Origin of the sequence: Neobacillus mesonae (assembly GCF_023715155.1) — a bacterium.
Classification (GTDB): domain Bacteria; phylum Bacillota; class Bacilli; order Bacillales; family Cytobacillaceae; genus Neobacillus; species Neobacillus mesonae_A.
In genome coordinates, this window is sequence record NZ_JAMBNQ010000013.1 from 21,060 (window position 1) to 48,023 (window position 26,964).

The following is a 26,964-nucleotide window of genomic DNA, read 5'->3' on the forward strand; positions in this document are numbered from 1 at the left end:
AATGCTGATGAAGTTTGTGAAGACTATTCTAGTGCAACGCAGTATCGTGGCGTCTGAAGAAGATGCGAATAATTGAGAGGTTCTCAGCCGGATAGGCAGATCCCATGAAAGTCGTGAAAGGATAGCCTGTTCTTATCTTAGAATTATAGACTTTATTCCTGTGCTTTCTCTAAGTACTAGATAAATACAGGAGAATAACATGGTACCGGTTACATCACTTTATTCAATGAAACATTTCTAAGATAACATTTTAGACCAATATTTGCCAAAAAAAATAAAGCGAGTTCCTTTTATGAACGGAAGATTAAATTTAATTTTGGGAATTTTTTAAAAATAATGTTGACAAATATAAAACAATGCGGGAAAATATTACCTAATTAATATATCAATTAGGAATATTCAGTTAAATTGTCGAAAACATACTTATAATGACCTATGTAACTGATTTCAGATTATAAAGTGTGTTTATAAGTAAGAATACAATTGTAGGTTTTACGTTTCACTTTATTTTTAGTGGCTTTTAAATTGAAAATTTTTTTTAGGATGGTATGTAACCGGTATCCTACACTTGGTATTTTGGGGATTATCCATAAGAAATTAATAACGTAGGTGAAAAAATGAGTGCAACAATTAGAGATGTAGCAAAATTAGCCGGAGTTTCTGTCGCCAGTGTTTCAAGAGTATTAAATTCCAAAGGTTATATTAGTACGGAAACAAAGGACAAAGTTGAAGAAGCTATCAAATTATTAAAGTATGAACCGAATCAGGTTGCTAGAAGTTTAACAGTAAAGAAAACCAAAACAATTGCTTTATTTGTTCCAGATATAACAAATCCCTTTTTCTCAACTTTAGCAAAAGGCGTTGAGGAACAAGCTAATTCTAAAGGCTTTACCTTGATTCTTTGTAATTATGATGAATCAGGCGGGGAGAAGAATTCTCATATTGATTTAATAAAACAGAAGTATGTTGATGGAATTATTTTTGCTGCGGGTAAGCTCAACCCAAGAGACGCAGTAAAAATTAAGCATTCTAAAATTCCATTGGTTGCTCTAGACCGAATTCCTGATATGGAAACTGAGTGCGTCATTTTCGTCGATAACTATAAAGGTGCAAAAATGGCAGTTGAGCATTTACTGGATATGGGGTGTAAAAAGATTGGCCACATATATGGACCACAGGAAATTAGTACCGCACGAGATCGTTTGTTGGCCTATGAAGATGTTATGAGGGACTCCCCTTTGTATTCACCTAGTTTAATGACTTCAGGGGATTTTACAATTGAAAGCGGGATTGAAGCAACGAAAACATTGCTTGAAAGACATCCTGATTTGGATGGAATTTTTGCAGGAAACGATATGATGGCCATTGGAGCTCTAAAGGCTTTGCACCGCAGAGGAATAAAAGTACCAGAACAAATTGCAGTTTGCGGGTTTGATGGAATAAGCCTTACAGAGGTTACAAATCCAGAATTAACTACAGTTGCACAACCAACCTATGAAATAGGTAAATTAGCGGCAGAAAGTTTAATTAAATTTATTTCAGATTTATATTTTAACGAAAAAATTATCAAATTAGATGCATCATTGGTAATCCGTGAATCTACAAAGAAAATCGGAGTGAAATTATGAGACCTAAAATAACGGTTATTGGCAGTTTAAATATGGACTTAGTTGTAAAGACCATTAAGTTTCCGGATGATGGGGAAACAATTTTGGGAGAAAATGTGGAGTATTTTTCAGGAGGTAAGGGGGCGAACCAGGCTGTTGCGGCATCGAGGCTTGGAGCAGACGTTTCAATGATTGGTGCTGTAGGGGATGATGTTTATGGCAATAAACTAAAGGAATCTTTAAATAAGGACAAAATTGATACATCCTCAGTTAAATCTGCTAGCGGAGAAACCAGCGGCTTGGCTTTTATATTTGTATCTAAAACTGAAAATCGAATAGTAGTAGTTCCTGGAGCAAATTTCAATTGCACCAAAGATGATATTGATTTACATCAAGATAAAATACGCGATTCAGATATTGTTTTATTGCAAATGGAAATTCCGTTGGAGACGGTATCCTATGCAGCGTCTATAGCGAAGAAGTTTAATAAAACTGTCATTTTAAATCCTGCCCCAGCCCAAAAGCTGCCTGATGATTTATTGAAAAATGTCGATATTTTAACACCTAACGAAACGGAATTACAACTTCTAACAAACAATGAATCAAAGAATATCGATTTTAATGATCAAATGGATCTTCTTCTTAGGAAGGGAGTAAAATATGTTATTACCACTGTTGGTGCTAAGGGGGTTTTATATAAGTCATATCAGCAGGAGATGAGAGCATTACCAGGGTTTGATGTACCGGTGGTAGATACTACAGGTGCTGGAGATAGTTTTAATGGTGGATTAGCATATGCTTTGGGAAAAGGGGTGGAATTTACTGAGGCTATTTTATTTGCCAATAAAGTTGCAGCCTTATCTGTTTGTAAAGCCGGCGGGCAGCCAGGTATGCCTACGCTGGATGAGGTAAAAGAATTTGATAGTAAGCTAGAAAAATTATTAAACAAGGAGGATATAAAATTATGAAAATACTTTTTATTGGAGAATCCTGGGTCATTCATATGATACATACGAAGGGATATGACAGCTTTACTTCAACAAAATATGAGGAAGGTGCATCATATTTATTAAATTGTTTAAAAGAAGCCGGTGTCAGTGTTGACTATATGCCTTCCCATGAAGTGCAAATCCGCTTTCCTAAATCAGTAGAAGAATTAAGCAAATATGATGCTGTTGTCCTAAGTGATATTGGAAGCAATACCTTCTTACTGCAAAACTCAACTTTTTATCAGATGCAGGTGGTTCCAAATGCCTTAGAGTTAATTCGTGAATATGTGAATGAAGGCGGCGGATTATTAATGATTGGAGGCTATCTGTCCTTTATGGGGATTGAGGCAAAAGCTAATTATAAAAATACAGTTTTAGCTGAAGTGCTTCCTGTTGAAATGCTGGATACAGATGATCGGGTGGAGATTCCTCAAGGAGTGAATCCTGAAACTATTAAGGATCATCACATAACTATAGGTATAGATAAATGGCCTGTTTTCCTTGGCTATAACAAATTTAAGGCTAAGGAAAATAGCGAAGTCTTAGTTAAGGTTCAAAATGATCCTTTTATTGTTGTAGGAGGTTATGGCGAGGGAAAGACGGCATGTTTTGCAAGTGACTGTGCTCCTCATTGGGGAACCATGGATTTTGTGAATTGGGAACTTTATCAAACTGTTTGGGTTCGTATTTTAGAATCTATCGCTACTAACCGATAGTATACAATTTTAAGAGAAATAGGTGGGACATATGTCAGATAAAATTTTTCCTAAAAAACCTAATTATATTAAAGAAATATTTAAGGAAGATTGTGCAGTGATTGGAATGATTCATCTTAGACCTTTGCCAGGCGCCCCTCATTTTAAAGGCGGTAATTTAGACGAGGTGTATGATTGGGCCGTCAGAGATGTAACCGCACTTGAGGAAGGCGGAATCGATGGGGTCATCATTGAAAATGCATGGGATCTTCCTTTTTCTAAACCTGAAGATATTGGATTTGAAACAGTAGCGGCGATGACCTCTGTTGCAAATAGACTGAAAAGCCAGACAAATTTACCGATAGGAATCAATTGTTTAGCAAATGGAGCCATACAAGCATTAGCTGTTGCAAAAGCTGCTGACTTATCATTTGTACGGGTGAATCAATGGGTAAATGCGTATGTTGCTAACGAAGGGTTTGTTGAAGGAGCCTCTGCAAAGGCGGCTAGATATCGGTCCCAAATTAAAGGTGAAAATATAAAGATGTTCGTCGATGTCCATGTGAAGCATGGCAGTCATTCTATTATTGCTGATCGAAGTTTGGCTGATCAAACACATGACGCCATTTTCTTTGACGCAGATGTATTAATTGCTACCGGAACACGGACCGGAAATGAAACAGAAATTTCTGAGGTACTAGGGATCAAAGAACATACAGAGCTGCCTGTTATAGTCGGCAGTGGAATGAATGTTAATAATGCAGAAAAAATCCTTTCAGCTGCAGATGGCTGTATTATAGGGAGCTCTATAAAAGAAGAGGGAAAATGGTGGAATCCCGTATCAAAACAGGAAGTACTCAAATTTATGAAAGAGGTACAAACGGTTAGGGAAAGGGGGGTTAGGTTTGATTGAGTAAGATTGATGCCATTTTATACGGAACAATTAATATGGATTTAGTTGCCTATGTACCTCAATTTCCCGAGATAGGGGAGACTATCTCATCTCTTGAATTTCAAGAAATACCCGGGGGGAAGGCGGCAAATCAAGCTGTAACTGTGCAGAGATTAGGGAAACAGGTGGCTTTGGTCGGAAAAGTTGGTAGTGATTCCTATGCAGGTGTGTTGAAAGGGGTTTTAAGTAACGAAGGGATTATGACAGATTATGTTTACTCTTCTCCCATAACTGCTACTGGTTCTTCCATTATTATAGTCGATGAAGCAGGGCAAAACTTTATCATTACAAATCAGAATGCAAATAAAGAATTAACGAAGGAAGAGGTACGGTTATCTCTGAAGACGGCCAAACATGCATCTGCAGCACTCCTTCAATTAGAGATGCCCCTAGAAGTTGCAAGTTTTATCATAACCTCCTTAAAGGAGCTGAATATTCCTGTTTTCTTGAATTTAGCACCTGTTGTGCCGCTAGACCCCGAAATTAGAAGATTGGCAGACTTTCTCATCATTAATGAGGTGGAAGCAGGACAGTTAACAGGTTCACATGTTTCAACTTTAGAGGATGGAAGATTTATTGTAAAAGAATTATTAGAACAGGGTCATGAACATGTCATTATCACAATGGGAAATAAAGGGGCCATAATCGGAGAGAACAATAGAATACAGCATGTACCATCCCCAAGTGTTCAATCTGTCGATACAACTGCTGCGGGTGACTGTTTTTGCGGGGCTCTTGTGACGTATTGGTTAGAAGAAAGAGATCTATTAAAGGCAGCAGAAAAGGCAGTTACAGCTGCATCGATATCTGTAACAAAAAAAGGGGCTCTGCCTTCACTTCCTTCTAAAAAGGAAGTAGAAGATTTTATAAAAAAATCAATGAGTTAGAAAGAGGAGGGTTTTTGTGACAATGAAAAAATGGGTGAGTGGTATTCTAACAGGTATGCTGATTTTTCTATTAGCTGCTTGCGGTCAAGTCGATGATACTTCAGGAACGAGTAAGGGAGATAGCTCTAAAAAGGACGACGGAGAAGTAACAATTGCTATGACAGTTATTAATCAGGAAGCATTGTTCTTTACTGATATGGTTAAAGGTGCTCAAGATGCGGCAAAGAAAGCAGGCGTTAAATTGACTGTCTATAATGCAAATAATAATACCGTAGACCAGTTTAATTCCGTAGAAAATTTTATTAGTTCTGGTGCAGATGCCATCATTGTAAATGCTATTGATTCTACTGGGATGAAATCCGTAGTTGAAAAGGCCAAAAAGGCTGGAATTCCCATTATTTCTGTAGATTCTGTCATTAAAAGTGATGCTGTAGATGTGCAGGTTGGTGTTGATAACTATGAATCTAGTGTAGAACTAGGAAAGTATTTCAACGATTATGTGAAAAAAGAATATGGAGACAAACCTGTTAAATTAGGTACTATTGGAGCCCTAAACTCAGAAATTCAAATCAAACGTGAAGATGGATTTAAAAATACAATTAAAGATAATAAAAATCTAAAAATTGTAAATACTGTCGATGGTGAAAACGTGCAGGAGAAAGCTTTAGCAGCTTCTGAAAATCTAATGACTGGTTCCCCGGATTTAACATTTGCCTTTGCAACAGGTGAGCCTGCTTTTATCGGAGCTGTTTCAGCTATTCGCTCTCAGAAAGCTCAGGACAGGGTCAAATTATTCGGTTGGGACTTGAGTAAACAAGTGATAGAAGGAATTGATGATGGGTTTGTGGAAGCGGTGCTGCAGCAGCATCCTTATGAGTTTGGCAGTGAAGCAGTAAAGGCAGCTAAAAAATTAATTGATGGTGAAAAAGTAGAAAAGCAGCTCAATGTACCAGTTTCAATTGTAACCAAGGACAATGTTGACGAATATAGAGACATGTTTAAATAAACAAAGTTTTGCGGAAAAGTAGAATCATTTACTTTTCCGCCCTTTTTAAAAAATTGGAGGTGCAAAGTTTTGGCAGGTAACGATATTCGAATTGAGATGAAAAATATTCAAAAGAGCTTCGGTGCGGTTAAACCATTACAGGGTATAGATTTAACCCTTTATAAGGGTGAGTGCCTAGGCTTATTGGGTGATAATGGTGCAGGGAAGTCTACGTTAATGAAAATATTAAGCGGGGTTCTAATTCCTGATCAAGGAGAATTTTACTTTGAGGGGGAAAAGGTTTCTATTAAGAAGCCTAAAGATGCAAAGAACCTGCAAATCGAAACAGTTTTCCAGGATTTAGCCCTTTGTGATACCTTAAATGTTGCCAATAATATCTTTCTTGGACGTGAGCCGGTTAAGCCTGGAAGCAGACTGATTGATAAGAAAAAGCTGCACGAAAGGACACGTGAAGAATTAGATAAATTGGGTATCAATATTTCTTCAACCAAATTAGTAGTTCAAAATATGTCAGGGGGACAAAGGCAAGCTGTTGCTATTGCTAGAGCAATGGCCTTTCAGCCAAAAGTATTAATTTTGGACGAACCAACTGCTGCTCTTGGGGTAAAAGAGGTAAATATGGTATTAGGGTTAATTAATAAGGTAAAGAAAGCAGGGGTAAGTGTTATTCTGATTACCCACCGTCTTCAAGATTTATTTGAAGTCTGCGACCGGCTTATGGTATTGCATGAAGGAAAATGCATTGATAATCGTACCATTGATCAATATACACTCGAATCAGTTATTAAGTCCATAATGGGAAATCCTGAGGGGGTGCCTGTATCATGATAAGTAAAGAGAAAGTTGAAAATAATAATATAAATATGGGACAGTATCAGTTTAATACAAAACTATTTTCATGGTTTGGTGAACATAAACAGGTTTTAAGTATTTTTCTAATATTTTTGATCATATCTGCATACTTTGGTATGTCCACGAACTCGTTTTTTACCTCTTCTAATTTTATGAATTTAATCCAGCAATTAGCCCCAAATTTAATTGTGGTAGTTGCAATGACTTTTGTTATTACAACTGCAGGAATTGATCTTTCAGTTGGATCAGTTATTGCATTAGCGAGCGCAATTACAGCAATATTATTAGAGGCTGGTTTTAATAGTCCTATTACGCTGGTTATTGTGCTTTTAGCAGGGGTTATGGTTGGTATAGTCAATGGATATATTTCTGCATACCATGATATCCCGCCTTTTATTGTAACACTTTCCTCCATGATTTTTATTAGAGGCTTTGCCCTTTTGCTTACCGGAGGATATTCTATTGCCATCGCTAAAGAGCACGGATTAGTGAATATTGGAATTGGGACGTTATTTGGAGTGCCAGTTGCGGCTTTAATCGCCATCATTATTGTGATTTTAGGAGCAATAGCTTTAAGAAGCAGCAGATTTGGTATATATGTTATTGGTATTGGAGCCAACGAGGAGTCTGTAAGGCGTTCAGGCGTGGATACCAGAAAGATTAAACTTTTGACCTATATGATGAGCGGGGGGGCTGCAGCACTTGCGGGTCTTATTATTTCATCACGATTAGGGTCTGGTTCTTCCAATATAGGGTTAATGTTCGAAATGGATGTAATTGCTGCAGTAGTCCTTGGAGGTACCTCGTTATTTGGCGGTAAAGGTACGATGATGGGATCTTTAATCGGTGTATCCATCATTGGGGTAATCAAAAACGGATTAATATTAATGCAAGTGTCTCCTGATATCATTCAGATTATTCAGGGAATGGTCTTATTATTAGCTGTTATTTTGAACATTAGAATCTTTGGAAATAGAAGAAAATAACTGGAGGCGGGAACATGGTTTCAGTACAAACAGTACAAGGAAAGATTGATAGTAAAGATTTGGGAATCACGCTTATGCATGAACATTTATATATTGATAGATCCCACCTTTGGGAAGAGCCTAATGGGCCAAAAAAATATTTTGCCAATCAAAAGGTTTCAATGGATATATTAGGAAAGTTAAGGCTGGATCCTTATGGGAATAAAGATAATGGATTAATGATAGATGAGGAAGTTGCCGTAAAAGAGGCTAAAGAATTTTATTATTACGGTGGCAAGACTATTGTTGATGTTACTCCTGTTGGTATTGGCAGGGATCCGAATGCATTATATCGATTATCCAGACGAACAGACCTGAACATTATTATGGGATGTGGATATTATCTCCAAAATAGTATACCTGCTCATGTTAGAGAATGGTCAGTTGAAGAAATAGAGAATGATATTTTAAAAGATTTAGAAGTAGGCATCGATGGTACAGATATTAAAGCAGGTATTATCGGGGAAATCGGCATCAGTCCTGATATGACTGACCTTGAGGTAAGAGTTCTGCGCGCGGCAGCACGTGCCCAGAAAAAAACAGGCCATGTTTTAACGATTCACCTTCCTGGCTGGGAACGTTATGGACATCAAGTTCTCGATATTGTTGAAAAGGAAGGCGGTTTCGTTCATAAGACAGTTCTTGATCATATGAATCCGAGTATGGATGATGTGGAATACCAGACATCTCTCGCTGATAGAGGAGCCTTTTTGGAATATGACATGATTGGGATTGATCTCTTGTTCCCGGAAGGGCAATCACCTTCTGATGAGGATAACGCAAAAGCCGTCCTTAATTTACTGGAAAAAGGATATGGAGAGTCACTTCTTCTGTCACATGATGTATTTTTAAAGATTTGTCTTAAAACCTATGGAGGCTGGGGATATGCGCATATTTTAGAAAACTTTGTCCCTCGCTTAAGGAAAATGGGTGTTTCGCAGCAAGAAATAGATACAATACTTATTGAAAATCCACGTAGTGTTTTTGAAAGAGGGAGTTGAAAACGTGGAGAGTAATCAAAGGGAGCAATTAAAAAAATGGTGGGAAGACCTTCTTGTATTTAGCCCCCGGACAATGGGGAGCAGCGGAGAAAAAGATGCTGTAAATTATCTTGTCAATGAACTTAACAATCTAGGGATTAAAAGTGAAATTCAATCCTTTACCTATCCAGGCTGGGAGCTGGTCTCTTTTACAGGTTTACACATCGAATCCTCGGGTGAGGAATTGGTCGAATCTTATCCTGCTCTTGGAAGTGGAAGTGGTAAAGTCATTCAAGGGAAGCTTGTTGAAATTGGCGAATCTGTGATTTGGGACATGTATAACTGGCCCCGCTTAGGCGTTTTTACTCATCATGGTGAAATCGCAGCCTATATTAGTGCTCGTCTAGGGGGGAAGGCCCTTTCACAAACTTTAATTATGAATAATAATACGAAGCCTCATCTATTTATTGGTGAGGATACATATAGACTTTGGCAGGAACAGTTGAAAAATCAAAAGGAAATTCTTGTGAATTTTGAGTTGGAAGTGATTCACACACCGGAAAAGGAAGGACAAAATATTTGTGTCAGGATTCCAGGGAATTCTGATTTCATAGATAAAAAGACCTTTAAGATTATAATCGGTGCCCATTATGACACAATGTATAACACAATAGGCGCTTATGATAATACTTCGGGAGTAGCTGTGTTATTGGGTCTTATTCAATGGTTTCAGCAACAAAGGCTTCCCTTTCAAGTGGAATTTGTTTTCTTTGGAGCCGAGGAGTTTGCCCTTTCCGGCAGTAAAGCCTATGTAGAAAAGTTGACAAATAAAGAGTTAGAAGAAATTGACTTAATGATTAATCTTGATGGATTCGGACGGGGAGAGGAATTGGAGTGCTGGGTAGGTGCTGATTGGTTAGAACAATTAATATGTAACAAGCTAATGAATAGTTCTCATTTCTCTAGATGGAAAATGAAAAGTCCGCCGCCGCCGGGTTCAGACCATACTCCATTTTTCCAAAAGGATATACCTGTTGTTATGTTCACTGTGAATGATCAGGAAATTTTACATTCTGAAAGAGATGTTCCACACCAGGCTATGTTCCTCAATATGATAAAAGTATTAGAATTTTTAAAGGAATTATTGAGTCAAGATTTAGTGGAATTAAAGGAAAAGCAATGACCGGGCTTTTCTTTTTATAAAGTGAGATACGTGAATGATTGCAGGGAAATATTTAAGCTAATCAATGATAATGCTGCAATTGAGTTTTTGCGTTCCTTAAACAAATAAACAGCGTAACTCTTACAGATAATGAAAAGATGGTTTCAGATCTATTGAAACCGATTAAGTCAATCTGGTTTAGAAATTACTGCGGATAGAATAATAGACAACAGGAGGAAATACAGAAATTCTTAGATTCTATTCGATTTTACATTTCTCTTGCGGTCTAGTATTTGGAATAAACTACTACTATACAATCATACTTTCAATTAAAAAAGAAAGGGATGAATACATGACAATCGAGAATGTTGTCATAACGGGCGCGGGCAGTGGGTTAGGTGCTTCTTTAGCCAAAAAGTATTCCGATTTAGGATATCATGTCTGCTTGATTGGAAGGACTAAATCAAAACTTAATCAAACGGCTGAAATGTTAAAGCAAAGCTATTCGATTTATGAACTCGATGTTACATCTAAAAGTGATGTTAAAAGGGTCTATCATTCCATTAAAGAAAATGTTGGACCAATTGATGTATTAATAAACAATGCGGGTGTGGGTGTTTTTGATTGTGCTGAAAACTTAGACGAAGATTCTGTTAATCAAATGATTGATATTAATTTAAAAGGGGCAATTTTTTGCACACAGGAAGTATTAACAGATATGAAGAAGAGAAATAAGGGCAGCATTATTAATATTGTTTCAACTGCAGGGCTGGAGGGTAAAATTAACGAGAGTGTATACTGTGCCAGTAAATTTGGAGTACGGGGATTTACTGAGAGTTTAGCACTGGAACTAGAGAATACCCCAATAAGGATTTTCGGCGCCTATATGGGTAGGATGAAATCAGCCTTTTGGGATAAGATGTATACTCAGGATCAAATAAAAGACTTCATGGACCCGGATGATGTCGCTGAAATTATTATAGAAAACAGCAGGCAAAGGAAAAATTTAATTGTCACAGAGGTAACTATTAAAAATAAAATCTAAGGAGCTATTACATTTCAATTTATCCTTTAATTTTACAAGTTTGATGCTTTACAATTACATCATTTCCATAAGGAAAGGACTTTGATAGGAGGGAAATTTATGAGTGGAATTGCAAAAACCCCTCAGCCGCCTTACTATGCAGTATTATTTACCTCTCAACGGACTGAAGTGGACAAAGGGTATGTAAAAATGGCAGAAAAGATGGTAGAACTTGCTTCCCAACAGGAAGGGTTCTTAGGATTAGAAAGTGCCTGCGAGAATGAAAAAGAAATTACAATTTCTTATTGGGAGTCTTTGAACGCAATTAAGGAGTGGAAGGAAAACTCTGCTCATAAAATTGCACAAGAAAGAGGAAAATCAGATTGGTACAACAAATTTGCTTTAAGAGTTTGTAAAGTTGAAAGAGACAACTTTTTTGAAATGTAATAGACAAAAAGAATAGCTATAGAAAGCGGGTTATAATTATTGGTGCCTGCTTTTTTAGTTTCTTGGGGGTCAACCACCAGGCACCACCCGGATTCTGTCGAAAGTGGATAGAGTTTTAGGTGTACTTGAAAATGATAGAATAGAATTGCAGCTGAATACTGTGAGAGGCCGGTTGTTGATCTTCTTTTCCTTTCTTAGGAAAGAAGGGGATCAATCTGGGAAATGTTCTTGAAGTCTTCGAGAAATTCTAAAAGGAATTTTGCGTGGAATCAGTGCTTATTTCTTTCGGAAAAATACTCTAGAGCACAAGAAAACCACCCCGCGGGGTGGTTTCTCTTTGCTGCTAGGGAAGGGGGCTGGAGCCTTCCTTGTTTTGACTATTTATTGCTAGGGAATGAAAATTCAGTTTTATTTTCAATTTCTTTAGAGTTATTCCATCTCTCAGAAATGGTTTTCGTTTTCGTAAAGAAGCGGACAGTATCTGGACCAAACATTTGACCTTCGCCAAATCTTGAGCCTTTCCATCCTCCAAAATTATGGTAGCCTACCGGAATTGGTATAGGAACATTTACGCCAACCATACCAACTTCAATTTCCTCCGTGAATTTTCTTGCGGCTGCTCCATTATCAGTGAAAATGGTCACTCCATTTCCATATTCATGCTCGTTTATTAATTGAATAGCTTCGTCTAAACTATTCACACCTGCGACAATTCGAGCCGGGCCGAAAACTTCATCCTGGTATATTTTCATGTCAGGTGTTACACCCGTTAAAAGTGTTGGTCCTAAATAAAAGCCTTTTTCGGTCTCACTTATTTTAGGATTACGTCCGTCCACACATAGCTGGGCGCCTTCGCCGAGGCTTTCGTTAATATATTTTATGACAGTTTCTTTGGATTCTTGGGAAATGACAGCTCCAAAGTCAGCATCGGCATCGTCATAAGCGCCGACTTTTAACTCTTCAACACGAGATTTCAGCTTTGCCACAAAGGCTTCCGCTGTTCCTTTACCAACCGGCATTGCCACTGAAATCGCCATACACCTCTGTGAAGCAGAACCATATGCTGCCCCAAGGAATGATGTGACGGCTTGATCCAAATCCGCATCAGGCATAATGACCATATGATTTTTCCCGCCGCCAAACGCAGCCACTCGTTTATTATGACGAGTCCCCTCATGATAGACATGTTCAGCTACACGAGTAGATCCTACAAAGGAAATCGCAGCTACTTTAGGATGGGCGAGGAGGGTATCTACTGCCTCTTTATCCCCATTAAGAACGGTCCAAATGCCGTCCGGTAAACCAGCCTTTTTCCATAATTCCGCAAAATATAAGGCTGAATTTGGAACACGTTCTGATGGCTTTAAAATCACGGCATTCCCGCAGGCTACAGCCATCGTCGTCATAGCAAGCGGCACCATGACAGGGAAGTTAAATGGAGAAATCGCAGCTACTACTCCTAAAGGCTGTTTAATAGAATAAGAGTTAATTTTTCCACCGACGTTTACAGAATACTCCCCTTTTAGCAGGTGCGGCGCATTTATTGCAAAGTCTACCGATTCGATTCCTCTTTGAATTTCTCCTTTTGCATCAGAAAGAGTTTTGCCATTTTCTAAACCAATAATTTCTGCCAAACGATCTGTTTCTTCCACCAATAGGTTTCTAAACTTAAAGATCACTTCTACTCTTTTGGCAACAGATGTATTTTTCCATGCTGGGAATGCTATTTGGGCAATCTCCACTGCCTCATTTACTTCTGCCTTAGAGGCCAGCGGGCAAAGAGCTGTGACCTCCCCTGTTGATGGATTGTAAACTTTTCCGAAACGGTCGCTTTTGCCGGCTTTCAATTCTCCTCCGATAAAATGTGTTAAAGTTTTTGTAGTAGTTTCATTATTAACGATTGTCATTGTAATTCCCCCTTAAGATTGTGATACTGGATTGAGATTATTTAATTCTTTCATGATTAAATAGACTGAAGACATATCCATTTGACCATAACCCTTATCTGCCGCATTTGTGTAAAGGTCAATTAACTGGTCGCCAATAGGCAGCTGACTGCCGCTCTCGAGAGCCATTTGTTTTGCAAGCTTTAAATCTTTTAATAAAAGATTAGTAGAGAATCCTGCTTCATAGTTATTTTGCGCAATAAAGCTCTTGTAGTTTCTTTCATAAACTCTGCTTTGTCCAAAACTGACACTCAAAACATCATAGATTGTATCTGGATTTACTCCAAGCTGTTCCCCAAGAGCAACTCCCTCAGCCACAGCCTGTGTATAAAAACCAATCATGAGGTTGTTTAAAAGTTTAATCACCGTACCTGTACCAGGAGACTCTCCCAAATGGAATAAATTTTCCCCGAGCACCTCTAATATAGGAAGAGATTGTTCATATACTCGTTTTTCTCCGCCAGCCATGATCGTAAGGGTACCGTCTATAGCGCCGGATACGCTGCCGCTTACAGGTGCCCCAAGATAATCAATTCCTTTTTCTTTGGCTGCTGCATAAACTTGTTCATTTAATTTAGGTGATATGGTACTAAAATCAATTAATGTAAGGGACGAAGGGGCATTTTTTATAATCCCTTTTTCACCTAGGTAAACAGTTTCCACTACTTGAGGTGTAGGAAGGCTGGTTAATACAAAATCAACCTGCTGAACTAACAGCTCTACTGGGACATCAATTTTTCCCCCTATTTGGGAAAGTTTTTCTTCAGTATTTGGATTTGTATCTACACCATAAACGGAATATCCTGCCTTTACTAGATTACTAGCCATTGGAAGTCCCATATTACCTAATCCAATAAAGGCAATTGTTTTCTTCTGCTGCATGCTTTTCCCTCCATTACTTAATAAAAGATTGTATATAAGATGACTGCGATAATTAAGGCAATCATCGGTAAAACAACACTTAGAATAAAGATTGGTTTATATGCCCGCTGGTGTGTTTCATTACATACTGCTCTGATTGTGGTCACCACATATCCGTTATGTGGAAGAGAATCTAATCCGCCAGAAGCAATGGAGGAGATGCGGTGCATAGCTCCAGGATCTAAACCTTGGGCTTGGTATAGCGGCGCTAGAATAGGCAGTGCGATTCCAAGGCCGCCGGAAGCAGAACCGGTAACGCCTGCAATAATCGTTACAGCAGCAGCTAATCCTGCGTATTCCATTCCCGGCATATTTACAAGAGCATCTACAATGGCTTTAAATGCCGGTGCTTCTTTGGCAACAGAACCAAAGCCGACGACTGCACAAATATTAACTGTTGCGATGATAGCGTTTTCAGTCCCTTTGCTAAAAATCTGCCCATATTTACTAGTGGAATACTTACCCATCAAGGCGAGTGCTGAAACAACTCCTAAAAATAAGCCGATTAGTGCAGCTCCTGTTGGAGACATAAACTTTGCAGCAATATTTAAAGCCGCGACAACAATAATTAATGGTAAAATAGCTGACAAGATATTCGGTAAATTCTCTTTATCTTTGGCTGTTTCCATAGCTGCTGCTGTTTCTTCTAAAGCTGTGCCTGATGAAGCAGAACCTGGTAATTTAAAGACCTCACCATTTTTCACTGCATTGGTAACCATAAACTTTAGCCAATAACCGCCCGCCACCATAATAAGAATACCGATTAAGTAACCAATGAGTCCGCCCCCTGTAGGCTGTGTGTGGAAAAACTCCATTGGAATGAGATTTTGGACCTCAGGCGACCCAGGTGACGTCATTGTAAAGGAAATGGATCCAAACACAATGGCTCCAGGAATAAATCGATGGGGCAAATTTGCCACTCTAAATAAGGAAACCGCAATAGGATAAACGGAAAATCCGACAATCGCAATACTGACTCCGCCATAGGTCATTAAGGCGCAGGCCGCAACAACGGCAAAAACCGCACGTTTTGCACCGACTTTCACCTTAACCCATTCCGCAATTGCATCCGCCGCTTTTGTTTCCTCCATTACCTTTCCAAAAATGGCTCCTAACATATAAACAAGAAACCAGGAAGAAAAGTATCCAACAAATCCACTCATATAACTCTCCGTAAGCGCTTTCTCTAAAGATAGACTGCTTGACAAGGCGAGGACAACAGAGCATACCAATGCAGCGATAATAATATTCACCCCGCGCATTGTAAAAATGATTAATAGAATTAATCCAATAAAAAAGCCAACAAAGCTTAGAACCATTGGGCACCCCCTATTATTTTACTCGCTATATATTAATGCAAATATTGTGCCAACTTAATATTCCAGTTGTTTCTATCTAAATGTTGCGAAAATTAAAACAAAAACTGTATAAACAGTTAGACAATTTGTCTATTTGTTTATACAGTTGTCTATTATTTTAGACGTTCTAATTTTTAAATTCCTTTAATTTGTTATACAATGTGGCCCTGGATATTCCCAAACGTTTAGCTGCGAGCGTCTTATTTCCATTTTCTTCGCGAATGATACGAAAGTATAACTCTTTTTCTTTCTTTAATTCTATTTGTTTCATTTTTTCTAAAGGTCTAGAATGATTCACTTCATCAGCGGCTGATAAGGATTGTTTCGTTTCCACTTTTAAGCTGGAGCGATTCCAATCCAGAAAATAGCGCTTAAAATCATCATAATAAATAATGTTTTCGTCCACTAATGTAATTAATCTTTCTAAAGCATTAAGTAATTCTCTAATATTCCCCTTCCAGTCATAATACATCATAGCTGAAACGGTCTCCCTACTCATTTCTTTAATGGGAATATGATGTTTTTGACAAATCGTTTTTATATAATGACCAATCAGAAGGGGAATATCTTCTTTTCTATCCCTTAATGGTGGAATATAAATAGGAATCACATTCAAACGGTAATAAAGATCTTCTCTAAATTTATTTTCCTTTACCATTTCTTGAAGGGGCCGATTGGTTGCTGCAATTAGACGGAAATCAACTGATATCGGTTTGGTCGCACCCACAGGTTCCACTTCACGTTCTTGCAGTACTCTTAGAATTTTAGCCTGCATCTCCAAAGGCATATCACCAATCTCATCTAAAAAAATAGTCCCTTTATGTGCTAGGAGAAATTTACCCGGTTTTCCCTTTTTTCTTGAGCCCGTAAAAGCCCCTTCTTCATACCCAAATAACTCAGATTCAAAGAGATGTTCTGGAATAGACGAGCAGTTCACACTGATAAATGGCCCATCTTTATAGCTGCTCATGGAATGAATGGCTTTTGTGAAAATTTCCTTTCCTACACCGCTTTCTCCAGTTATCAAAATAGTTGCAGGAGATTTTGCTGCGCGTCGGGCTATACTCTTGGAGTGGATCATGCCTTTGCTTTCACCAATAATGTGGTTAAAAGTGATGGGTTCTTCCTTTGCTTTCAGCGGCTGTTCAAAGTTTAGATTTTGAAGTTCTGTTTTGTTATTTAATGCCTGAATTTTATCAAAAATAGTATATAACTCAGATACCCCATGAAATACTAGAATCCCTATTCCTCCGATAATTTGATTGTTTTTCCAAATAGGTATACGATGGGCAACCACTTCTTGATCTTTCAAGAATTGTACTTGATTGTGTTCAGGGATTCCGGTTTGAAGGACGATATGTAGCCGAGTACCATCAATGACATTGATAATATGCTGCCCGATAGCCCAATCTTTTTCTACTCCAAGGTAACTGCAATACGCTTTGTTAATCATCTTCACATAACCGTTTTCGTCTACAACAACAATGCCTTCATAAATATTTTCAAAGCAAACTTGGAACCACTCAACCGTTTTTTCAAAAGATCTAAGTTTCTGGATAGTTTGAGAGAATCCCTTTACCATATTGTCTTGGGTTAACATTCCTATTAATATATTTTCATGATAAACTACGGGAACACTTGCCTTTTTTAATGGCGAAAGGTCAGAAAGAATTTCATAAAAGTTAAGAGGTTTAACCGTAATGTCATAATAATATTCGATAGTTTCCTCTAGTGAAATCCCTTTAATGACGGCCTCCATCACCATAGCTGTTGATAACTCCCCTAAATAATGCTGCTGATGATCCACAATGGGTACTTCATTTAGTTTGCTTGATAAAAAAAACTCTGCTGCTTCCTTTAAAGTGGTGGTATAAGGTAAAACATGAAAATCTGTTATCATCCAGCGGCCAGCTTCCAGTTCCTCCTGCGGAAAAATCTCCTTACGTTCGACAAAACCATCGCTCACTATCTTCACTCCTAAATATGAAAAATAATCAGATTAGTATAGTACTATTTTCGATAAAGAATCGTCATATTCCTATATTAAAGTCGGATAGAGCCCGAGGAATTTACAATTATCAGCTTTATATACAACAAATTGAAGAGGATTTTGGATATTTTTGTCGAATACTAGGAAAGAATGCCTATTTTAAGGATGGTTTAGCAGGGAGTGGGATTTTTGGATAACTGGAACTGGGGAATTATTGTAGACGTGGGAGAACTGCTGAAAGCTGTTTTCGCCATACTTAAAAATCTTGTATTTAAACCCATATGGTTTTTATTAAAATGGCTGATCATCAAGCCTTTATGGTTCATCTTCACATTGCCGTTTCGTCCTTTTATGGATGTAGATAATAAATTTGAAGCCAAATTTAGAAAGAGAATGAAAAAGAACCAAAGAAAGGCCGACAAGCAATTAATTAAGAGTGCTGGTTTGGATAAAAACCGTAAGTTGGATACAAAAAAGCTGACGGATGAAGATCGGGAGGCTTTGAGAAGGCTTCGGAAGATTAAGGAGAGGAATGGGTAGGAAGTTACCTTTTACAGCTTGGATACCTATCAAACATTATGGAATTATTTTAATTGGAATGAAGAGATAAGGAGATTGGCATTCCATGGATAAATGTGAATAAATACAGCAGAGGAGAAAACTAAAATGCTAGATAAACAAATATCAACCATATTTGATTCCATCACAAATCAATGGGATAAAAATACAATTCAAATAAGCATAAAAGAAACCTTACTGCAAAAAAGAAAACGAGTATCATCTGAGGAAGAATACTTTACCTCTTTATGCCAAAATATTGCCTACCTTACTGAAACAAGTTTTCCTATAAAAAGAGTTCTAGAAAGCTGCTTACAAAAGAAGTTTTTTTGGGACGCTGCCAATGCAGAGGCTTTTATTGCGGACTCCCAAAATGTTATTAAAGAAGAAATGGAGTCTTTTTTAGCGGAATACAAAAGAAAATTAACCAAAAATACATTATATGAGTCGATAAAGGATGCTGAATTCGCATATGCATATGCGAAATTACGAAACGATATGGAAGTTGATTTTCTCTTTTCCTTCTTACATCCAAATAACAGATCATTTATGGACTCTTTTTTAAACTGTGACCCAGATGAGTTTTTTACTACAGTTAATAAGATTTGCGATGCCTACGCTAATTTATTTATTCAAAGTATGGAGGATCTTTTTGTCTATAAAAATCAGGAAATGAAAGAACAAGCTGCTACACGTGAGGAGGTGAAAAAGCAGAATACGAAGAATAAAGGATTATTTGCTCGTCTTTTTGGAAAATAGTAGTGTCTGACATGTAGTGGGGTTTTTCCAAGAATGGATGAATTTTTAAGAATATAATTACAAGTGAATATTATGAGGGTGGAAGATAACCACCCTTGCCGCTGCAAGCAAAAGGTAATTCTTTTAGAATTATACATAGATAACTCTGAATGCAGCAGTTAAAAGGAGAAGTGTTGGCCGCACTTCTCCTTTTTATTTTATATTCCAATTTATACCGTCGAGGAACATGTTAATATTCTGACCGTTACTTTTGTCTTGAAATTTTATTATCAAATGAACATATCTTGTGAAAATGAACATAAGTATAAATTAAAAGAGGTGAATAACTTACGTGGAAAATAAAAGGGTAATCATTCAAGTAAGTCACATGTATTATGAGCTGAATATGACCCAACAACAAATTGCCAACCAATTAGGCATTTCAAGAATGTCAATCTCCAGAATACTGCAAAGAGCTAGAGATGAAGGTGTAGTATCAATCAAAATCAACTATGAGGGTGCTTTCTTGGATGTTGAAGAGAAGCTTGTGAAGAAATATAGAATCAAAAACGCTGTCGTTTGTGTAAATGAGGGCGAAAATTCATTAAAGGAAATACTTGCTTCTTCTACGGCAGATTTTTTAAAGTACCACATAAAGAAAGGAATGACCATTTCAGTCGGTTGGGGTACTACTCTAAGCAATATTCCTAAATATCTTGAGATGAATGATGATTTAGGTCTTTTGTTTGTCCCAATGATTGGAGGGCATGGTAAAAGTTCATTAGATTTGCACTCTACTCAAATCGCATCTAATCTAGCAAAAAAAACAGGGGGAGGAGTATTACCATTATTAGCTCCAGCAATGGTTAAAACAAGGGAGGAAAAACACGCAATCATTTCCAATTCCTTTGTTTCATCATCATTAGAAAAAGCAGCAAAGGCTGATATGGCTATTATGAGTCTTGGTTCGCCATTGTCAGATAATCCTACTATTATAAGATCAGGTTATTTTTCGAAAGAAGAAATTGATGAATTTAAGGCTGAGAATGCAGAATGTGACATAGTTTCAATTGTATATATTAATCGAGATGGAAATGAATGCAACACTAATATTTCCGAAAGAAGCATTGGAATTACAAAAGAACAACTTAAAAGCATTTCATACAAAATTTGTGTAACAGGGGGAAATGATAAACATTTAGCTACTAAATTGGCTCTAGAACATGGTTATATAGATGTCCTCATAACCGATATAGATACAGCTGATTTTTTATTGAAGGCCTAGATCGTTAATAAATTATTTTATATAAAAGAACTCATCATGTGTTATAAGCTTTGTAATAACTAAAAAAGGGAGATGGAAAAAATGAAAAAAATACGTGTGTTAATTTCTTGCGGCAGTGGGATTGCAACTAGTACGGTGATTGCAAATCGAGTAAAAGAAGTATGTGAAAGTAATGGATATCCCGTTAGTATTGACCAAGTGAAAATCGTCGAAGTTGAAAAAAGAGCGTCAGAATTTGATTTAATTGTTAGCAGTGCCCAAGTTCCGTCTAGTGTAAAAACGCCTTCTGTGATAGCAATAAATTATTTAACTGGTATAAATAAAGAGCAAACAGATCAGAAAATCTTAGATATTTTAGCATCTCTTTAATGAATATTATCTCTGTCAATTAGGAGGGACAAATCTTGGAAACTATTAAACTTGCAGATGATTTGGAGTTTTCGAGAGTCGTATTAGGGTTTTGGAGACTTTTAGATTGGGGAATGGATAGGAACGAGCTTCTTAGGTTTGTTGAAAAATGTATGGATTTAGGGATCACAACTTTTGATCATGCAGATATTTACGGTAATTACACTGTTGAAAGTCTATTTGGTGAAGCCATGTTACAAAAGCCCTCCCTAAGGGAGAAAATGGAGATCGTAACCAAATGTGATATTGTGTATGCTTCTGAAATGGTTAGAGTCAAATACTATGATACGAGTGAAGAGTATATTGTTTCGCAAGTGGAGAGATCACTTAGAGAACTTAGAACGGACTATATAGATTTATTATTATTGCATAGACCGGATCCTTTGATGAATCCGGAAGAGGTGAACAGAGCCTTTGTTAAATTAAAAAAAGATGGGAAAGTAAGACATTTTGGTGTTTCTAATTATAAACCACAAGATTACAGAATGCTGGAGGTTTATCTGGAAGTTCCATTAGTGACAAATCAGGTTGAGGTTTCACCGTTGCAACTTGAAAATTTTGAAAACGGTACCATCAATTTATGTATGGAAAAGAAAATACATCCTATGATTTGGTCCCCGTTAGCAGGGGGAAGAATCTTTTCAGGAGATTCAGAGAAGGAACAACGAGTTAAGAAGGCTTTGGAAGTAGTACGAGATGATATAGGTGCTGACTCTATAGCCCAAGTCGTATTTGCTTGGCTTTACTCCCATCCGGCAGGAATGATCCCTATAACTGGTTCGGGAATTTTGGATTATGTAAGTGAACCTATTTCAGCATTAAAATACCGCTTAACGAGAGAGCAATGGTTTATGATTTGGACTGCGTCTATTGGCCATAAGGTTCCATGATAAAAAATACCAAAAAGGAGATAAGTGAATTATATGGAGATACTTAATTGGATTTTAAGTTTAGGTGCCAGCGTCATGCTGCCTATCATCATTTTCTTCTTTGGATTAATTATGGGAGCAGGTTTATCAAAGTCCTTTCGTTCTGGTATATTAATCGGTGTTGGTTTTACAGGAATTAATCTAGTTATAAATTTATTAACATCAGAACTGGGGCCAACAGCCCAACAAATGACAAAAAACCTCGGATTAGAATTAAACATTATTGATATTGGCTGGCCGGCCATGTCATCTATCACCTGGGCATGGTCAGCGGCTGGCTTATCTATTCCTCTTGTATTAGCTGTTAATGTCCTAATGCTTAGCTTTAAATTAACAAAAACGATGGATGTTGATATATGGAATTATTGGCAATTTGCCTTCGTAGGAGCTGCAGTTACAGCTTTGACAGATAGTTTAACTCTTGGACTTATAGCAGTTGCGTTGATTGCAGCGGTAGCCTTTGTATTGGCAGACTATACACAGCCTTTCGTTGAAAAATATTTTAGCCTTCCAGGTATCTCTTTTCCGCATTTAACGGCACTTGGATTTCTACCGATTATTTTGCCTTTAAACTGGTTATTAGATAAAATCCCTGGCATCAATAAACTGAACGCTAATCCTGAAACAATCCGGAAAAGGTTCGGTATTTTTGGAGAACCTCTCATTATGGGATTAATTATTGGTTTAGGGTTAGGAGTGTTAGCAGCAATGCCTGTTAACAAAATACTACAAATTGGTGTTGCGATGGCTGCAGTAATGTATTTAATGCCAAAGATGGTTGCCATTTTGATGGAAGGATTGATTCCTATTTCGGAAGCAGCAAGAGAATTCTTGAACAAGAAATTTGGTGAAAGAAAAATCTTTATTGGATTGGATGCTGCTATTTCTTTGGGAGAACCATCTGTTATTGCAGTTGGCTTACTTCTAGTTCCTATTACCATTTTATTAGCTTTTATCCTTCCAGGAAATAATATTTTGCCTTTCGCGGACCTCGCCGTTATACCTTTTATTGTTTGTTTAATAGTCGCCCTATCAAGAGGAAATATTGTTCGATCTCTGATTATTGGAACCATAGTTATGGCCCTTGTCCTATTATTTGCTACGAATCTTTCACCTGCCGAAACACAAATGGCTATTAATGCAGGAATTAAAATGCCGGAAGGTGCTGCACAGATTGGAAACTTGGATAGAGCAAACTTTATTTCTTGGTTATTTGTAAAGGTATTTTCTTGGTTCAGTTAATTAATGTGAAAATAGATAAAATCTAGTCACATATAAAATAATATAAACATCTAAGGAGTGTAATAAGTTGGAAAAAGAGAAATTTTTAAAGCACGTTGATCATTCACTATTAAAACCCAATCTTACCTATGATGAAGTATTAAAAGGTTTAGAATTTGCTAGAGAAAATCATTGTGCATCTGTTTGTATTAATCCTTTTAATTTAGATTTAGCACAAAAAGTATTAGAAGGTTCAAATGTCAAAATTGGTACTGTTATTGGCTTCCCCAATGGTATTTCTACTACTTTAACAAAAGTTATGGAAACAAAAGATGCTTATGCCCGCGGTGCCGTTGAAATGGATATGGTGATTAATGTCGGCGCACTTCGAAGCGGTGACTATGATCGAGTTAGAAATGATATTAAAGCTATAGTAGATGCTAGTCCAGCCATTGTTAAAGTCATATTAGAAACAGATTATCTTACAGATGAAGAAATTGTGATTGGATCAAAGTTAGTTGAAGAAGCCGGAGCACATTATGTGAAAACATCAACTGGATTCACCCCAATAGGAGCAACTGTTAAACATATTAAATTAATGAGAGAAACGGTGTCTGATAAAGTGAAAGTTAAAGCTGCTGGCGGCATAAAAACATTAAGCGATGCCCTGGCCATGATTGAAGCAGGTGCCGATCGAATTGGAATTAGTAGAACACCAGAAATGCTTAAAGAATTAAATGTTTTAAATTAAAAGTGAAAAATTAGATTAGGTTAGTTCCAATGGTAAGAATTCATTGGGACTAATCTGTTATCAGCTTAATACTTAGGGGGGAATCATGAATATTATCCTAGCAGGCGGTATTAATGAAAGTAAGTATACAAAAATCTCTGAGGATCTAAAATCTGAATTAAAAACAAAGGGAATTACCATTAATACGACATATATAAATACTTATAATGGAAAAAATTTAAGTAAATTTGAAAAAAATATGGATTTAGTCGTGACTTTAGGAGCCGGCAATCAATTGACAACTTCCCTGCCTGTTATTGATGGTATGGGCTTACTTTATCCATGGATGGGAAAAGACAAAGTAATAGAGGAAATAGAAAAATTAAATGCTTAATTTAATCATATTTTTAAAGGAGGGGTGAATTAGTGGAAAGTTTTGTAGTGTGCGATTCTAATATCTTACTAAATCTAGATGTAAGAACAAAAGATGATCTGTTAGAAATGATGGCAAGAAACTTAATAAAAAACGGGTATGTGAAGGAAAGTTTTCTAAAAGCCATTATAGCGAGAGAAAAAATATTTCCAACAGGATTGCCTACAGCCGGCGTTCACGTTGCGATTCCACATACAGATATTGAGCATGTTCATAAGAAAACAATCAGTGTTGGTGTATTAAAAAAACCTGTAGATTTTTCTATGATGGGTGGAGGTGGGGAAACTGTTCAAGTTAAGTTAGTATTTATGCTGGCAATGGATGAAGCTCATTCGCAACTTGAATTACTTCAAAAACTGATGGCGATTCTTCAAGATAGGGAACTATTGGAGTTTATTGTTTCCGAAAAAGATAAAACAAGTATTGCAAATGTATTAAATAAAAAATTGAACCAATTGGATTCTAGTTCCATCTTATAAAACGATAAGGAGACTGCCTAATGTTTTAGTGTTTAATCGTGAGAGTTTCTGCCATTGTATATGTGGAGAATGTAAAAGTTGTTAAAAAGGAGAACCTGCTCAATACAATTTATCTACTGTAACAGGGGGCCCCTAAAATCAATTGTTGGCTGTATTTTAATTTTATGCATCTGCCTTTATCCGACAATTATTTAGTATGAATATATATAAAATCCAATACTCCCAAAGGGAAAGAGGATTGTAATTAAACGTTTGTTTGGATGACAAATTTCGATGCTTAAAATAAGGCTTAATCTTTTGAAAACGGGCTTTTTCATTGCTTTAAATAAACATTTATTTAATTTTATAACGCGGGGTTTTTGTCGATAATTATAACTTAAATAAAGAGAGTAATTTTCCGAATAGCATGGTATTAATTTTAGGATAATAAGGGATGCACAGCAAAACAGCTGAATGCATCCTTTTTTTATTATAAAAATATCACCAGTATTAACCAAATATGGTTGAGGTTTTTAAAACTCCTTTCATAGTTTGTTAATATTTTTATTTTAAAATGATTATTGTATAAGTAAAAACCATAAGGGGGTAAACAGATTGAAAAGATTAAAAGCGTTCATTTGCTTCCTTCGTAGATATCATAAATTTGATTATTATACCGATAAGTGTGTTACTTGCGGCAAGAAAAGAAGGTCAAAATAAATTTAATAGCTAGAACATGTATGAAGAATTCCCAATATCGTATTGGCCATTCTTGATACATGTTCAGCCTTTTTTCTTTTTTTCCTCGTAAACGACTCCCTTATTCACAAGATAAGATCTTCTTACTCTATGATATTGACGAATTTTTCCCGTAATCATGCTTCTTTCATATTTGTCTTAAGCCTTATATTTTTAACAAGATCACATCTTACTTTATAATAGTAAAGTTAATAAAACTTCAAAGAAGGCATTTCGGAAAGACAGGAGATAATGTGGAAGATGGATAGTTATCAAGAACTCTATCATGAGGCGCAGTATAATCAATTTGAAAAGGAAGATATTGATACATTTGTCGATCTTCAGTTGAAATTATCCCAATTCAGTAAGTACAAGATAGGGGCAGTCATCGTATCATTTGCAATTGTTTTCTTTTTTTATAGTTTTTATGATTTTAAATTAGATGCGGTATCTTATCCACCTTATGAACATCCAAAGGAATTTTCATACATATTGTTAAGTTTTATCATTGCCTATTTTTTTAATCATACATTAGCCTATTTTCTACACTTTTGGATTTATAAAATAGTAGAAGATCGTCCTTATGTCTATCATTATGGAACGACAAAACTATCTTCCCAATTGTTCTTTATCTTACTTTCTCCGGATTATTTATATACGTCATGGTTTAAAAATGATATCAAGTATCATCATAAAAATTGTAAGGACAGAAACTGTGAAAATGATTGTCTGCGGGATAATTATGGAAGGGGTATTTGCTTAAAAGCTTGGGATAGTATTAGGATTCGAACTAAATTTTTTATAGAGTTATCGAATTGGGGTAATCTGACAGCTTCCACTTTGCTTGTTTGCATGGCGTTTCTTTTTGCTGGAATAAATCATTGGTCCATCTATATTCTTTATTTACTAATCATGATTCGAACCTTATCGCGTGCAATAGAAATACTGTATGCTTTTTACAAGGATATTGTGAGGGTGGATGATAAAGTGTTTTCCTATCATTTCAATTCAGATAAAAGCCATACCGTAACCATATATATACATGACTGGAAAAACTCTTTACTGCTAAAATCTTCACGAGTTTCTTTGGCTGTTCATTCATTAGCTGAAATGGTCTTACTTTTTTCTTCTATTTACTTTTTTCTTTCAAGTTTTTATGCGGGAAGCAGTATCGATTGCTTTTTAAACGAAAATATCGTGACAATCGAACATTTTGGGTTTATCAATTATTTACTCTACAGCTTTAGTGTCTCATTGTTCAACTTTTCGTTTACTAGTTTCCCATCATTTTATTGGATGCTTGCCCATGTGATACAAATAAGTTTAAGTTTTGTTTTAACTATTATGTCAATTGCAAATTATCTTGGTTTAAACACAAGTATGCTGGATAGGGATAAAAATTTTTACATAGAAACCATGAGAAGATTACAGAAAAAAGGCAGCAAATCATGATTGCTTTTATGCGAATGTTTGTTGTTCATACAAATTTAATCACACTGTCATAGTTTTTAAGTTAGCTGTAATAGTCTGTTAAAGTTTATCCTCTATGATTGTAAGGAGTAGTCAAAACAACTAGAGGTGTTCAGCAATGAAAAAGTTAAAAGCGATCCTTTGTTTTCTTCGCC

Annotated in this window: 26 protein-coding genes; 22 read left to right on the forward strand and 4 right to left on the reverse strand. The window is 36.6% G+C overall.

The window, feature by feature from the left end; all coding sequences use genetic code 11:
- The first annotated feature begins 617 nt into the window (after positions 1-617).
- The 12 genes from M3183_RS12810 (at position 618) to M3183_RS12865 (ending at position 11,626) form a co-directional block, all read left to right on the forward strand.
- Positions 618-1,628, forward strand: a complete 1,011-nt coding sequence (locus M3183_RS12810; protein ID WP_251470239.1) for a LacI family DNA-binding transcriptional regulator — start codon at positions 618-620, stop codon at positions 1,626-1,628.
- Complete coding sequence (gene rbsK / locus M3183_RS12815) at positions 1,625-2,575, forward strand: ribokinase (protein WP_251470241.1); 951 nt, start codon at positions 1,625-1,627, stop codon at positions 2,573-2,575. Before M3183_RS12810 ends, rbsK begins: the two co-directional genes overlap by 4 nt.
- On the forward strand, positions 2,572-3,312 hold the full coding sequence (locus M3183_RS12820) for a glutamine amidotransferase (protein ID WP_251470243.1): 741 nt from the start codon (positions 2,572-2,574) through the stop codon (positions 3,310-3,312). The genes rbsK and M3183_RS12820 overlap by 4 nt, the downstream gene beginning before the upstream one ends.
- Positions 3,313-3,343: 31 nt before the next feature.
- Complete coding sequence (locus tag M3183_RS12825) at positions 3,344-4,204, forward strand: BtpA/SgcQ family protein (RefSeq protein ID WP_251470245.1); 861 nt, start codon at positions 3,344-3,346, stop codon at positions 4,202-4,204.
- Entirely contained in the window at positions 4,201-5,130 is a 930-nt protein-coding gene (locus M3183_RS12830; RefSeq protein ID WP_251470247.1) for a ribokinase, read from the forward strand. The genes M3183_RS12825 and M3183_RS12830 overlap by 4 nt, the downstream gene beginning before the upstream one ends.
- 22 nt (positions 5,131-5,152) lie before the next feature.
- The gene (locus tag M3183_RS12835) at positions 5,153-6,136 is read left to right on the forward strand and encodes a substrate-binding domain-containing protein (protein ID WP_251470428.1); all 984 of its coding nucleotides are present in this window, start codon (positions 5,153-5,155) and stop codon (positions 6,134-6,136) included.
- Between the two features lie 69 nt (positions 6,137-6,205).
- Positions 6,206-6,964, forward strand: coding sequence for an ATP-binding cassette domain-containing protein (locus M3183_RS12840; protein WP_251470249.1), 759 nt, complete (start codon positions 6,206-6,208; stop codon positions 6,962-6,964).
- A complete protein-coding gene (locus tag M3183_RS12845) occupies positions 6,961-7,974 on the forward strand; it encodes an ABC transporter permease (protein WP_251470251.1) in 1,014 nt (337 codons plus the stop codon). The genes M3183_RS12840 and M3183_RS12845 overlap by 4 nt, the downstream gene beginning before the upstream one ends.
- A gap of 14 nt (positions 7,975-7,988) precedes the next feature.
- Positions 7,989-9,014 (forward strand): phosphotriesterase family protein, encoded by a 1,026-nt coding sequence (locus M3183_RS12850; protein WP_251470252.1) that lies wholly within the window; start codon positions 7,989-7,991, stop codon positions 9,012-9,014.
- A 4-nt stretch (positions 9,015-9,018) separates the two neighbouring features.
- A complete protein-coding gene (locus M3183_RS27315) occupies positions 9,019-10,176 on the forward strand; it encodes a M20/M25/M40 family metallo-hydrolase (RefSeq protein WP_251470255.1) in 1,158 nt (385 codons plus the stop codon).
- 331 nt (positions 10,177-10,507) lie between these two features.
- Positions 10,508-11,200, forward strand: coding sequence for an SDR family oxidoreductase (locus M3183_RS12860; protein ID WP_251470257.1), 693 nt, complete (start codon positions 10,508-10,510; stop codon positions 11,198-11,200).
- A gap of 99 nt (positions 11,201-11,299) precedes the next feature.
- The gene (locus M3183_RS12865; RefSeq protein ID WP_251470260.1) at positions 11,300-11,626 is read left to right on the forward strand and encodes an antibiotic biosynthesis monooxygenase family protein; all 327 of its coding nucleotides are present in this window, start codon (positions 11,300-11,302) and stop codon (positions 11,624-11,626) included.
- A 377-nt stretch (positions 11,627-12,003) separates the two neighbouring features.
- Here M3183_RS12865 and M3183_RS12870 read toward each other — a convergent pair whose 3' ends face one another.
- From M3183_RS12870 to M3183_RS12885, 4 genes are all read right to left on the reverse strand, one after another.
- Entirely contained in the window at positions 12,004-13,533 is a 1,530-nt protein-coding gene (locus M3183_RS12870; protein ID WP_251470263.1) for a CoA-acylating methylmalonate-semialdehyde dehydrogenase, read from the reverse strand.
- A gap of 12 nt (positions 13,534-13,545) precedes the next feature.
- Positions 13,546-14,454: an NAD(P)-dependent oxidoreductase gene (locus tag M3183_RS12875; protein ID WP_251470266.1), complete on the reverse strand. Its 909-nt coding sequence runs from the start codon at positions 14,452-14,454 to the stop codon at positions 13,546-13,548.
- 17 nt (positions 14,455-14,471) lie between these two features.
- Positions 14,472-15,812, reverse strand: a complete 1,341-nt coding sequence (locus tag M3183_RS12880) for a GntP family permease (protein ID WP_251470268.1) — start codon at positions 15,810-15,812, stop codon at positions 14,472-14,474.
- Between the two features lie 166 nt (positions 15,813-15,978).
- Positions 15,979-17,817 carry a sigma 54-interacting transcriptional regulator gene (locus tag M3183_RS12885; RefSeq protein WP_251470270.1) on the reverse strand — a complete coding sequence of 613 codons (1,839 nt, stop codon included), beginning with the start codon at positions 17,815-17,817 and terminating at the stop codon, positions 15,979-15,981.
- Positions 17,818-18,030: 213 nt separating this feature from the next.
- Here M3183_RS12885 and M3183_RS12890 point away from each other — a divergent pair, with 213 nt between their 5' ends.
- From M3183_RS12890 to M3183_RS12935, 10 genes are all read left to right on the forward strand, one after another.
- Positions 18,031-18,381, forward strand: coding sequence for a hypothetical protein (locus M3183_RS12890; RefSeq protein WP_251470272.1), 351 nt, complete (start codon positions 18,031-18,033; stop codon positions 18,379-18,381).
- Positions 18,382-18,507: 126 nt separating this feature from the next.
- Positions 18,508-19,158 (forward strand): hypothetical protein, encoded by a 651-nt coding sequence (locus tag M3183_RS12895; RefSeq protein ID WP_251470273.1) that lies wholly within the window; start codon positions 18,508-18,510, stop codon positions 19,156-19,158.
- Between the two features lie 331 nt (positions 19,159-19,489).
- Entirely contained in the window at positions 19,490-20,422 is a 933-nt protein-coding gene (locus M3183_RS12900) for a sugar-binding transcriptional regulator (protein WP_251470275.1), read from the forward strand.
- A gap of 81 nt (positions 20,423-20,503) precedes the next feature.
- On the forward strand, positions 20,504-20,791 hold the full coding sequence (locus M3183_RS12905) for a PTS sugar transporter subunit IIB (RefSeq protein ID WP_251470277.1): 288 nt from the start codon (positions 20,504-20,506) through the stop codon (positions 20,789-20,791).
- Between the two features lie 35 nt (positions 20,792-20,826).
- Positions 20,827-21,720, forward strand: a complete 894-nt coding sequence (locus tag M3183_RS12910; protein WP_251470280.1) for an aldo/keto reductase — start codon at positions 20,827-20,829, stop codon at positions 21,718-21,720.
- A 33-nt stretch (positions 21,721-21,753) separates the two neighbouring features.
- Positions 21,754-23,001: a PTS galactitol transporter subunit IIC gene (locus M3183_RS12915; protein ID WP_251470283.1), complete on the forward strand. Its 1,248-nt coding sequence runs from the start codon at positions 21,754-21,756 to the stop codon at positions 22,999-23,001.
- Positions 23,002-23,068: 67 nt separating this feature from the next.
- A complete protein-coding gene (gene deoC / locus M3183_RS12920; protein ID WP_251470285.1) occupies positions 23,069-23,731 on the forward strand; it encodes a deoxyribose-phosphate aldolase in 663 nt (220 codons plus the stop codon).
- An 85-nt stretch (positions 23,732-23,816) separates the two neighbouring features.
- A complete protein-coding gene (locus tag M3183_RS12925; RefSeq protein ID WP_251470289.1) occupies positions 23,817-24,104 on the forward strand; it encodes a PTS sugar transporter subunit IIB in 288 nt (95 codons plus the stop codon).
- 32 nt (positions 24,105-24,136) lie between these two features.
- A complete protein-coding gene (locus M3183_RS12930) occupies positions 24,137-24,622 on the forward strand; it encodes a PTS sugar transporter subunit IIA (protein WP_251470291.1) in 486 nt (161 codons plus the stop codon).
- 978 nt (positions 24,623-25,600) lie between these two features.
- On the forward strand, positions 25,601-26,791 hold the full coding sequence (locus M3183_RS12935; RefSeq protein WP_251470293.1) for a hypothetical protein: 1,191 nt from the start codon (positions 25,601-25,603) through the stop codon (positions 26,789-26,791).
- Positions 26,792-26,964 lie beyond the last annotated feature (173 nt).